This is a genomic window from Streptomyces katrae, from assembly GCF_000966975.1.
In the GTDB taxonomy this organism is placed as follows: Bacteria; Actinomycetota; Actinomycetes; order Streptomycetales; family Streptomycetaceae; genus Streptomyces; species Streptomyces katrae.
The window spans coordinates 1-11172 of the sequence record NZ_JZWV01000128.1 but is presented as its reverse complement, the minus strand read 5'-3'; the positions used below and the strand labels follow the sequence as shown (position 1 = coordinate 11172).

Sequence of the window (11172 nt, the reverse complement as noted above, 5' to 3'; positions counted from 1 at the left end):
CGGCGCGGCCACGGCGGCCACCGGCTGGGCGGACCGGGCCGCCGCCTGCTCGGTCGCCGGCCAGCAGCACGGCCTGGTCACCCTCGACGCGGCCGGCCGGCCGGTGCGCCCGGCACTGCTCTGGAACGACGTCCGCTCCGCCCCCCAGGCCGCCGCACTCGCCGCCGCCTTCGGCCCGGCAGAGCTCGCCCGCCGTACCGGCAGCGTCCCGACGGCCGCCTTCACCTCCGCCAAGTGGGCCTGGCTGCGCGGGCGGGAGCCCGCCGCCGCCGACCGCGTCGCCGCGGTCCGGCTGCCCCACGACTTCCTGACGGAGCGGCTGACCGGTGAGGCGGTGACGGACCGCGGTGACGCGTCGGGTACCGGCTGGTGGGGCCCCGACGGCTACGACCCGGAGGTCCTCGCCCGGATCGGGCTCGACCCCGCCCTGCTGCCGGAAGTCCTCCCGCCCGGCGCCCGGGCGGGCCTCGTCCGGTCCGGAACACCGCTGCGCGAGGGCGCCCTCGTCGCCACCGGCACCGGCGACAACATGGCAGCCGCCCTCGGGCTGGGCCTCACCCCCGGCCGGCCCGTCCTGAGCCTCGGCACCTCGGGCACCGTCTACGCCGTCGGCCGGACCCGGCCCGCCGACCCGAACGGAACCGTCGCCGGCTTCGCCGACGCCCTCGGCGGCTGGCTGCCGCTCGCCTGCACGCTCAACTGCTCCCTCGCCGTCGACCGCTTCGCCGCCCTCGTCGGACGCGACCGCGAGGACGTCGAGGCGGGCGGCACGGTGGTGGTGCTTCCCTACCTCGACGGCGAGCGCACCCCGGACCTCCCGGGCGCTTCCGGCCTGGTCCACGGCCTGCGCCACGACACCACCCCGGGACAGCTCCTCCAGGCCGCCTACGACGGGGCCGCCCACGCCCTGCTCACGGCCCTGGACGACGTACTGCGCGCCGGAGGCGAGGACCCCGCCGCCGGCGAACCCCTGCTGCTGATCGGCGGCGGAGCCGCGGGCAGGGCCTGGCAGCAGACGGTCCTGCGGCTGTCCGGCCGGGCCGTCCAGGTGCCCGAGGCACGGGAACTGGTCGCCCTCGGGGCCGCCGCGCAGGCCGCCGCCCTGCTCACCGGAGAGCCCGCCGACGCCGTCGCCCGGCGCTGGCGGACCACGGAGGGCCGGGTGCTGGACCCCGTACCCCGTGACGAGGACACCCTCGAACGGATCACCGGTACGCTGCGGCGGGCACGGGCCCTGCAGGAGGTCCCGCCGGACCAACGACAGGAGGGACGGGGCCGATGACCGCGCTCGGCAGGCCGGCCGGGGGGCCGGAGACCGCGCCCGCCTCGCAGCAGGGGATGCGCCGGCAGAACCTCGCCGCGGTGCTCGGCGCGGTCGCCGCGCACGGCCCGCTCTCCCGGGCGGACGTCGCCGGACACACCGGCCTGACCAGGCCGGCCGTCTCCTCCCTGGTCGACGAGCTGATCGGCCGCGCCGCCCTGGCCGAGACGGAGACCGCCCCCAGCGGACGCGTCGGCCGCCCCGGACGGGCCCTGGCCCTCGACGACCGGGGTCCCGCCGGCCTCGGCCTGGAGATCGGCGTCACCCACCTCGCCGCGTGCGTCGTGGACCTGCGCGGCGAACCCCGGGTGTGGCGCCGGGTGGAACGGGCCAACGCGGGCCGGCCGGCCGCACGGGTGCTGGAGGAGGCCGCCGCGCTCGGCGCCGACGCGGAGTCCGAGGCCGCCGCCCTCGGCCTGCGTGTCGAGGGCCGGGTCCTCGCCGTGCCGGGGGTGGTGCCGAACGACCCGGGCGGACTGGTCGCCCACGCCCCCAACCTCGGCTGGCGGGCCGTGCGCCCCGCCGACCACTGGCCCGACCCCGCCACCGTGCCCGAGCCGGAGAACGAGGCCAACCTCGGCGCGCTCGCCGAACAGCGGCACCTGGGACACCCCGCCGAGACCTTCGTCCACGTCTCCGCCGAGGCGGGGATCGGCGCCGCACTGGTCATCGACGGCCGGCTGTTCCGGGGCGCCCGCGGCTTCGCCGGCGAACTCGGCCACCTGCCCGTCCACCCGGAGGGCGCACCGTGTCCCTGCGGGGCACGCGGCTGCCTGGAGCAGTACGCGGGCGAAGCCGCCGTGCTGCGCGAGGCCGGGCTGGCGGGCGCCCACGACCCGGTGGCCGTACTGGCCGAGCGGGCGGGCGCCGGGGACGCGGCGACCCTGCGCGCCCTGGACCGCGCCGGACGGGCCCTGGGCCTCGCCCTCGTCCCGGCGGTGGACCTGATCGACCCGGACGGCCTGGTCCTGGGCGGTGCCTACGCCGAACTCGCCGACTGGCTCCTCCCGCCCGTACGCGCCGAACTGGCCGCCCGGGTCACCGTCAGGCCCTGGACCCCCGAAGCGGTACGGCCCTCCGCCCTGGGGCGCCGCGGACCGGTACTGGGCGCGGCGTGGTCGACCGTGCAGCGGATCATCGCCGACCCCGCCCGCCTGCCCTTCCGCCGGGCCGTGTGAGCCGTCCGCGGGTCACGCCTCGCCGGGGGCGTGCAGCCGTCCCGTCCGGGCGACGCGGGAGTACCAGTGCGCGCTCGACTTGGGCGTGCGCTCCAGCGTGCCGTAGTCGACGTGGACGGCGCCGAAACGTTTGGCGTAGCCGTAGGCCCACTCGAAGTTGTCGAGCAGGGACCAGAGGAAGTACCCGCGCACGTCCGCCCCGTCCGTGATCGCCCGGTGCACGGCTTCGAGGTGCGCGTGGACGTAGGCGGCGCGCCGCGGGTCGTGCACCGTGCCGTCGGGGCCGACCTCGTCCTCGTACGCGGCGCCGTTCTCGCTGACGACGAGCGGCAGCCCGGGATAGCGGGCGGCGGTGCCGGTGAGCAGGTCGTAGAGCGCGTCCGGGTCGACCGGCCAGCCCATCGCCGTGCGTTCGCCCGGCGCCCGGTGGAAGGCGACGCCGTCCGCGCCGGGCCAGGGCGAGTGCTCGCTGTCGCCGTGGCCGTCGTCCTGCGGCCGCTCGGCGCCCTCCGCGACCCGGGAGACGACCGTCGGGGTGTAGTAGTTCACGGCGAGGAGGTCCAGCGGCTGGTGGATCGTCGCGGTGTCGCCGTCCCGGACGAAGGACCAGTCGGTCAGGTGCGAGGTGTCCGCGAACAGGTCCTGGGGGTACGCGCCCTCCAGCATCGGCCCCAGCCAGATCCGGTTGCCGACGGCGTCGATGCGGCGGGCCGCCTCCCGGTCCTCGGCGCGGGGGGTCAGGGGGCGGACCGCGTGGAGGTTGAGGGAGACCGCGAGCTGGGCGTCGCCGGGCAGCGAGGCCCGCAGGGCCTGGACGGCGAGGCCGTGGCCCAGGTTGAGGTGGTGGGCCGCGCGCAGGGCGGCGACCGGATCGGTCCGTCCCGGGGCGTGGACGCCGGAGCCGTAGCCGAGGAACGCGCTGCACCAGGGCTCGTTCAGCGTCGTCCAGCGCTTCACCCGGTCCCCGAGGGCATCGGCAACGAGCCCCGCGTACTCGGCGAACCGCTCGGCGGTCCCGCGCTCCGGCCAGCCCCCCGCGTCCTCCAGGTCCTGGGGCAGGTCCCAGTGGTAGAGCGTGAGCGCCGGCTCGATGCCCGCCGCGAGCAGCTCGTCGACGAGCCGGCGGTAGAAGTCCAGGCCCTTCCGGCCGGCGGGGCCCCGGCCGGCCGGCTGGACGCGCGACCAGGAGACGGAGAACCGGTAGGCCCCCAGGCCGAGTTCGGACATCAGGCGGACGTCCTCGGCGAACCGGTGGTAGTGGTCCACGGCCACGTCACCGGTGTGGCCCGCGAAGACCTTGCCGGGGGTGTGCGAGAAGGTGTCCCAGATGGAGGGGGTCCGGCCGTCCTCGCGGGCGGCGCCTTCGATCTGGTACGCGGCGGTGGCCGTGCCCCAGAGGAAACCGGACGGGAAGGTGCGGGTGGCGGTGAGGGGCCGGGTGGCCGGGTCTCGGGCACGGTCATGGGAAAGCGCTCCCAACGCAGGCTCGGATGGAGGGGTGCCGGATGGTGTCGTCAGGGCGCCGTCAGTTCTTGACGGCGCCGGCGGTGATGCCGCCCACGATGTGCCTGCCGAGGACGGCGAAGACCAGCAGCAGCGGCAGCGTGGATATGAGCGCGCCGGTCAGCACGACGGCCTGGTCGACCGTGTGGTTGCCCGCCCCGAGGCCGGCCAGGGCGACCTGCAGGGTCGGGTTGCCGTCGGGGGTCAGCGCGATGAACGGCCAGAAGAAGTCGTTCCAGGCCTGGACGAAGACGAGCATCCCGAGGACCGCCATCGCCGGCCGTGCCACCGGGAACACCACGTGCCAGATGATGCGGAGGCTGTGGGCGCCGTCCACCCTGGCCGCCTCCACGAGCTCCACCGGGAGTGCCTCGATCAGGTACTGGCGCATGAAGAACACGCCGAAGGCGGCGACCAGCGAAGGCAGGACGACCGACTGGAGCTGGTCGACCCAGCCCAGGTCCGTGATGATCTCGTAGAGCGGGATCACGCTGAGCTGCGGCGGGATCGTCATCGTGGCCACCACGAGGGCCAGCAGGGCGCTCCGGCCCTTGAAGGGCAGTCTGGCGAAGGCGAATCCGGCCAGGGTGGAGAACAGGACGGTGGACAGGGCCACCAGGCCGGCCACGACCGTCGTGTTGACCAGTGCCTCGCCCATGTCGACCTGGTTCCAGGCGAAGGAGAGGTTGTCGAGCAGCCGGGGTCCGGGCAGCAGCGGCGCCGGGGCCTTCACCACCCGCTCGCCCGTGTGGGAGGCCGCGACGAGGTTCCAGTAGAGGGGGAAGAGGGAGAGCAGGGCGGCCAGGCCCAGGAGGACGTAGGCCAGCGGTCCCGCGTGGCGCTGCCGGCCGGCCGAGGGGCGGAGACGGCGGACGCGCGGCGGCCCGGAGGCGGTCGTGCCGGGGGTGCGGGCCATGTTCAGCTCCCCTCCTTCGCGCGCAGTCGGGAGAACAGGGTCCGCAGGCCGCCGATGAGCAGGAGGAGCAGGAGCATGACCCAGGCGATGGCGGAGGCCTGGCCCAGTGCGCCGGTCACCCAGCCCTTCTCGTACATCAGCAGGCTCAGGGTCTGGAACTGGTTGCCGCTGCCGCCGCTGATCCCCACGCTGCCGCCGAAGAGCAGCGGCTCCCCGAACAGCTGGGTGGCGCCGATGGTCGAGACGACGGCGGTGAAGAGGATCGTCGGCCGGATGGACGGGATGGTCACGCTGAGGAACTGGCGCAGGCGCGAAGCCCCGTCCAGGGCCGCGGCCTCGTACAGGTCCTGCGGTACGGCCTGCATCGCCGCCAGGTAGATGAGCGCGTTGTAGCCCGTCCAGCGCCAGGTCACGATCGTCGATATCGCGATCTGCGCGGGCCACTTGGAGGACTCCCAGTCGACCGGGGCGAAGCCCGCCCAGCCCAGGACCGTGTTGATCAGACCGTAGTCGGTGTTGAAGAGCTGGGCGAAGACGAGCGTCGCCGCCGCGATGGAGGTGGCGTACGGGGCGAGGACCGCGACCCGGAAGAACCCGCGGCCACGCAGCTCGTAGTTGAGCAGATGGGCCAGGCCCAGGGCCATCAGCAGCTGGGGGACGGTCGAGATGAGGCCGATGGTGAAGGTGTTGGCCAGCGCGTTCCAGAAGAACTCGCTGGTCGCCAGGGAGCTGTAGTTCCCCAGTCCCTTCCACTGTGCCTCGCCGCCGAGCTCGACCCGGTGGAGCGAGAGCCAGCCCGTGTAGATCAGCGGGAAGAGGCCGAAGGCGGCGAAGGTGAGGAAGAAGGGGGCGACGAAGACGTACGGGACGGCCTTCAGGTCGAGGCGGTGGAGCGTGCTGCGCAGGCCGCCGCGGCCGGGGGGCCGCCGGCTGGGGGAGCCGGGGCCGGCGCTTCGGTCCCGGACCGGTGCGGCGGGCGGCGCGGAGCCGTCGCCCGCCGCCCGTACGGAGGTGGCCACGGGCGGCTTCCTTCCAGGTCGATGCGTACGGTGCGCGGACACCGGCGTCGTCACCGGTCGATCTTGTCGGCGACCAGCTTCCTGACGTTCTCCCAGGCCTTCGCCGGATCGGTGCCGCGCTGCTCGATGTCGAGGATGCCGTTGTCGGTGAGGAAGGTCTTCACCTGCCCGTCCCAGCGGCTGATCGGTGCGGGCGTGATGCCCGCCGCGGCCTGCGAGTAGATCCTGCCGACCGGGGTGTCACCGAAGTACGGCAGCTTCGCGTCCTGGACCGCCGGGGAGGCGAGGGTGTCCTTCGAGGAGGGGATGTTGCCGTTCACGCCGAAGACCTTGGCGTGCTGGGCCGGAGCGGTGAGCCACGCGGCGAGCTCGGCCGCCTCCTTGACGTGCTTGCCCGACTTCGGCACGGCGAGGAAGGAGCCGCCCCAGTTCCCGGCCACGGGCGGCGCGGCGATGTCCCACTTCCCCTGGTTCGCCGGGCCCGCCTGTTCCTTGATGATGCCCGTCATCCAGCTGGGACAGGCGACGGTGGCGAACCTGGAGTTCTTGAAGGCCGCGTTCCACGTGCCCTTCTCGTCGAACTGGCGCAGCTTGGCCGTCAGGTCGCCCCGCGCCGCCGCCACGGCGGTGTCCCAGGCCTTCTTCACGCCCGGGCTGTTCTCGTAGTCCAGCTCCCCCTTGGCGTTGGCGTACTGCACGGGCTCGCTGGAGATCACCGCGTTGAACAGCCCGCCGGCGGAGTCGTGGAAGGCGGTCCCGGCGGGGGCGTTCTTCTTGTACGTCTCTCCGGCCGCCAGGAACTTCGCCCAGTCGCCCGCCCAGAGCCGGGCGACCTCCGTGCGCTCGGTCGGCAGTCCGGCCCGGGCGAACAGGTCCTTGTTGTAGCAGATGGCCATCGGGCCGATGTCCGTGCCGAGCCCGATGACCTTGCCGTCGCCCGTGGTGGCCTGCTTGACCTTCCAGTCGAGGAACGCCCCGAGGTCCGCGCCGCCGGTCCTGCCGAGGTCGGTCCACTTGTCCGCCATCGCGGGGCCGGTCGCCTCGGCGATGTAGCCCACCTCCAGGGCCTGGATGTCCGCGAGGCCGCTGTCGCGGGAGAGGCGGAGCTTGAGCGTGTCCCAGTACTTCTGGCCGTCCGCGACGTTCGATTCCTCGATCTTGATGTGGGGGTGGGACTTCTCGTACTCGGCGTAGAGCTTCGCCCCGGTGGCGTTGTCGTAGCCGAAGGAACCGAAGGTCCCGATCCGCAGCGTGATCCGTCCGCCTGCGGCCGTGCCGGCGTCCTCGCCGTCGTCGCCCCCGCAAGCGGTGAGCAGGGCCGCGCCGGTCACGGGCCGCGCCGGTCACCACGGCGACGGCGGCGACGAGCGCCTTGCCCGCGGTACGGCGGCCGTGGCCGCGTCTGCTGCTGGAAGTGCGCATTCCACTCTCCTCGTCCAAGGTGGTGCTCTTCGTGCGCCAGGGGGCCCGGCGGCTGTTCGCGGCTCGGCGAGGACCCGCGCGGACCCTGAAGTGGAGGCCGTTGCCGCCCCCAGGGAATGGGAGCGCTCCCACATCGCTGCCGGAAGGTTGCTGTCTGGCGGGTGCGGGTGTCAAGAGCCGAACTCCGAATCGCGCGTGGCGTGTTCAGGTAATCAAGGCTAGTGTGGGAGCGCTCCCATGGGCCTCCTCGGCGTAAGGTGTGCCGCGCGGGGCGGCGGGGTCCGTCATCCCCGCCCGGCCCACGGGACCGGGGCGGGCGCGGAGTGCGATGCGCGAGGGGAGTTCGAGAGGCGTGAGCGGACGGCGGAACGGCAGGCCCACCCTGGAAGAGGTCGCGGCCCTGGCCGGCGTCGGCCGGGGCACGGTGTCCCGGGTCATCAACGGCTCGCCGCGGGTGAGCGAGCAGGCCAGGGAAGCCGTCGCCCGCGCGGTCGCGGAGCTCGGGTACGTACCCAACCAGGCGGCCAGGGCGCTGGCCGGCAGCCGGACCGACGCGGTCGCCCTGGTCATCCCGGAGACCGAGGCGCGGGTGTTCTCGGAGCCGTACTTCCTGGACCTGATCCGCGGGGTCAGCGCCGAACTCGCCCAGGCCGACAAGCAGTTGCTGCTCACCCTGGTCCGGACCGAGCCGGAGCGGCGGCGTTTCGAGCAGTACCTGGCCGCCCAGCGCGTCGACGGCGTACTGCTGGCATCCGTCCACGGGGACGATCCGCTCCCCGACCGGCTGGCGCGGCTGGGCCTGCCGGTCGTCATGAACGGCCGGCGCTCCGAGGCCGAACCCATCGACTACGTGGACTCCGACAACACCGGCGCCGGCCGCGCGGCCGTCGCCCACCTGGTGGGCCGGGGCCGCGCCCGGATCGCGACCATCAGCGGTCCGGCCGACATGTACGTGGCCCGCGCCCGTCTCGGAGGCTACCGCGCGGGCCTCGCCGAGGCCGGGATCACACCCGACGAATCGCTCGTCGCGACCGGGGACTTCACCGAGGAGGGCGGCAGGCTGGCGATGCGCGCCCTGCTGGAGCGCGCCCCCGGCCTGGACGCGGTCTTCGCCGCCTCCGACGTGATGGCGGCAGGGGCGCGCGGAGCGCTGCGCGAGGCCGGGCGGCGGGTTCCCGAGGACGTGGCCCTCGTCGGCGTCGACGACTCCGTGGTGGCGCGCCTGATGGATCCGCCCCTGACGAGCGTGCGCCAGCCGATCGAGGAGATGGGCCGCACGATGACCCGGCTCCTGCTGCGGAAGATCGCCGACGGGCCCGGAGCCGGCCCGGCGGCGGAGGAGGAGCAGCCGCGGGTCCTTCCCACGGAGCTGGTCGTGCGGGATTCCTCCTGAGCGGTGGGGGACGCGCGCCGGTTCCGGGCGCGGCCGGGGCCCGAGCGCGTACGGGCCGGAGCCGTGAGGGAACCGGGCGGCACCGTACGGGCCGGAGCCGTAGGGAAGCCGGGCGGCACCGTACGGCTCCGGGCCCTTCACCGGCGGTCCGTCACAGGGCCGGGTAGGCGTTCTTCATGAGCTCCTGGAACTGGGCCGGGAACCACTGCCCGGCGAGCGGAGCGTCCGGGAGCGCGCCCGACATGCTGTTGCCGTTGCGGACGTTGCCCGTGTAGGTGGGGTCGCACATCCGGTCGAAACCCTTGCCCTCGTTGTTCGGGATCTCCTTGCTCGCCCCGTCCGACTCGCCCGGCGGCTTCATCCACACGTAGGCGTCGATGCCGGGGGCCGGTGCCGCCTGCGGCCGTTCGCCCAACCCGGCTCCCGCCTGGTTGCACCAGTTGCCGAGGTGGATGCGCCGGTCGTAGCGGCCGCCGTTGACGTAGGAGTCCACGCTGGTCGTCGCGCCGGGTCCGGTCGGGCGGGCCGTGCCGCCCCAGCCGTTGCGGGAAGTGTCGATGAGCATGCCGACGCCGGGGTCGAAGCCCAGCGAGACCACCTTGGCCCGCATGGCCTGGGCGTAGGACAGCTCGTCGGTGTAGCGGTTCCAGTCGACCCACTTCGACTGGCGTACGGACGTGCCGCCCACCGAGTCGTCGATCTTGAAGTTGTCCTCCTTCAGCGCGCTGAAGTTGGCCGTGTTCACGATGAAGCCGTGCACCTTGGAGAGGGTGGACCCCTCGGCGGTCGCGGCCTGCTTGAACATCTCCGCGGAGGCGCCGAAGTTGTCGTCCCAGCCGAGCCAGCCGTGGTGGCCCGCGTCCACGTAGTTGTAGACGTTGGCGATCGATCCCAGCTTGTTCAGCGCGTAGCCCACCCCCTTGATGTAGTTGCCGTTGGTCTTCATCACGTCGCAGGCGGGGGTGGCCGTCGGGCGGCCCGAGACGTTGGTGACGAGGTTCGGCAGGGAGTCGATCTCGACGGCGGCGACGATCCGCAGTCCGGCGTACTTGGGATCGGCGAGGATCGCGGCGATCGGGTCGATGAACTGCGTCTTGTACTTGTCGATCTCGGTCGGACCCAGTTCCCCGTTGGAGGCGAGCGCGGAGCAGTCCCGTCCGGGCAGGTCGTAGACCACCAGCTGGACGACGAGTTCGCCGCTGCCCTTCTGCGCCAGGGCCGCGTCGAGGTGGTCGCGCAGGCCCATCTTGCCGCTGCCGCCCGTCACCAGGGCGATGCGGTCCAGCCAGACGGCGGTGGGCTGGTTCGACACCCTCGTGCCGCCCGGCTCGGCGGCCGCCTTGGCGGACCACTCGGGATTCACGTACACCCTGGCGCCGGCGTAGGGGTTGTCGACCTTGCCGCCCGACGGCGGAGGCGTCGTGGGCGGGGTCGTCGGCGGTGTGGTGGGGGGCTGGGTCGGATCGGCACCGTTGCAGGTGACGCCGTTGAGCTTGAACGTCGCGGGCACGCCGTTCGTGCCGGTGTGGGACCCGTTGAACCCGAAGGACGTAGAACCGCCGGTGGCCAGCGACCCGTTGTACGAGAGGCTCTTGGCCGTCACGGCCGCTCCCGACTGGGTGATCGCGGCGTTCCAGCCCTGGGTGACCTGCTGGCCGTTCGCGTAGGTCCATTCCAGGGTCCAGGCGGCTACCGGGTCTCCGGTGTTGGTGACGACCACATCGGCGCCGAACCCGGTGTTCCACTGGTTCGTGATCCGGTATTCGACCTTGCAGCCGGCGGTGGCGGCGCCGGCGGGGGTGCCGAAGACGGTGGCGGTGGCGCCCGCGGCCGTGACGAGGCCGAGGGCCGCCAGTAACGCGGTGCGGGGGATGATGCGGCTCATTTCGCTGGGTGCCTTTCACGTCGGGTGCGCGGGCGGGGCCCGGCACGGACGGGTGGGAGCGCTCCCACTGTGCGGACGGCGCCCAGCGGCGTCAAGGCACGCGGAGGGTCGAAAGCATTTCGCTCGGGAATCCCCCCGAGCAGCGGCCCCCGGCCCTCCGGTTCACAGCCCCAGCGCCAGCCGGTGATAGGCCTGGTTCCAGCGCAGCTCGCGCCGGAACCGCTGCGGGGTGGTGCTCTCGTCGATGAGGAGGAGCTCCAGGCGGAGCATTTCCGCGAGGTCGTCGAGGTGGTCGGAGGTCAGGGCGGTGCTGAGGACGGTGTGGTGCGGTCCGCCGGCCGTCAGCCAGGATTCGGTGGAGGTCCGCAGGTCCGGGCGGGGCCGCCAGACCGCGCGGGCGACCGGCAGGGCGGGCAGCGGGTGCGGGGGAGCCACCACGTCGACGTCGTTGGCCACCAGGCGGAAGCGGTCGCCGAGGTCGGCGAGGCCGACCACCACGCCGGGGCCGGGAGCGGCGTCGAACACCAGCCGGACC

Annotated in this window: 8 protein-coding genes and 1 pseudogene; 3 read left to right on the top strand and 6 right to left on the bottom strand. The window is 73.6% G+C overall.

Going from position 1 to position 11172, the window contains the following annotated elements; translation table 11 throughout:
- Together VR44_RS06925 and VR44_RS06920 are read left to right on the top strand one after the other, a co-directional pair.
- On the top strand, positions 1 to 1282 hold a 1282-nt coding region (locus tag VR44_RS06925; protein WP_045946492.1), incomplete at its 5' end, for an FGGY family carbohydrate kinase.
- Complete coding sequence (locus VR44_RS06920) at positions 1279 to 2499, top strand: ROK family protein (RefSeq protein WP_045946491.1); 1221 nt, start codon at positions 1279 to 1281, stop codon at positions 2497 to 2499. The genes VR44_RS06925 and VR44_RS06920, both read left to right, overlap by 4 nt.
- A gap of 12 nt (positions 2500 to 2511) precedes the next feature.
- On the opposite strand, the gene VR44_RS06915 is transcribed toward VR44_RS06920, so the two are convergent.
- The 4 genes from VR44_RS06915 to VR44_RS06900 are packed head-to-tail and all read right to left on the bottom strand — an operon-like array spanning position 2512 to position 7268.
- The gene (locus VR44_RS06915; RefSeq protein ID WP_045946490.1) at positions 2512 to 3978 is read right to left on the bottom strand and encodes a GH1 family beta-glucosidase; all 1467 of its coding nucleotides are present in this window, start codon (positions 3976 to 3978) and stop codon (positions 2512 to 2514) included.
- 46 nt (positions 3979 to 4024) lie between these two features.
- Positions 4025 to 4918 (bottom strand): carbohydrate ABC transporter permease, encoded by an 894-nt coding sequence (locus tag VR44_RS06910; protein WP_045946489.1) that lies wholly within the window; start codon positions 4916 to 4918, stop codon positions 4025 to 4027.
- A 2-nt stretch (positions 4919 to 4920) separates the two neighbouring features.
- Positions 4921 to 5937, bottom strand: a complete 1017-nt coding sequence (locus tag VR44_RS06905; protein WP_045946488.1) for a carbohydrate ABC transporter permease — start codon at positions 5935 to 5937, stop codon at positions 4921 to 4923.
- A gap of 50 nt (positions 5938 to 5987) precedes the next feature.
- Complete coding sequence (locus VR44_RS06900; RefSeq protein WP_245691623.1) at positions 5988 to 7268, bottom strand: ABC transporter substrate-binding protein; 1281 nt, start codon at positions 7266 to 7268, stop codon at positions 5988 to 5990.
- A 419-nt stretch (positions 7269 to 7687) separates the two neighbouring features.
- On the opposite strand from VR44_RS06900, the gene VR44_RS06895 reads away from it, so the two are divergent.
- A complete protein-coding gene (locus VR44_RS06895; RefSeq protein WP_045946487.1) occupies positions 7688 to 8752 on the top strand; it encodes a LacI family DNA-binding transcriptional regulator in 1065 nt (354 codons plus the stop codon).
- 151 nt (positions 8753 to 8903) lie between these two features.
- Here VR44_RS06895 and VR44_RS06890 read toward each other — a convergent pair whose 3' ends face one another.
- On the bottom strand, positions 8904 to 10637 hold the full coding sequence (locus VR44_RS06890) for a glycoside hydrolase family 6 protein (protein ID WP_045946486.1): 1734 nt from the start codon (positions 10635 to 10637) through the stop codon (positions 8904 to 8906).
- A gap of 162 nt (positions 10638 to 10799) precedes the next feature.
- Positions 10800 to 11172, bottom strand: a pseudogene (locus VR44_RS06885) (L-arabinose isomerase); the annotation flags it as partial.

Coding starts and splice junctions, on each gene's coding strand:
- VR44_RS06890 (WP_045946486.1), bottom strand. CDS start 10,637: ATGAGCCGCATCATCCCCCGCACCGCGTTACTGGCGGCCCTCGGCCTC.
- VR44_RS06920 (WP_045946491.1), top strand. CDS start 1,279: ATGACCGCGCTCGGCAGGCCGGCCGGGGGGCCGGAGACCGCGCCCGCC.
- VR44_RS06895 (WP_045946487.1), top strand. CDS start 7,688: ATGCGCGAGGGGAGTTCGAGAGGCGTGAGCGGACGGCGGAACGGCAGG.
- VR44_RS06910 (WP_045946489.1), bottom strand. CDS start 4,918: ATGGCCCGCACCCCCGGCACGACCGCCTCCGGGCCGCCGCGCGTCCGC.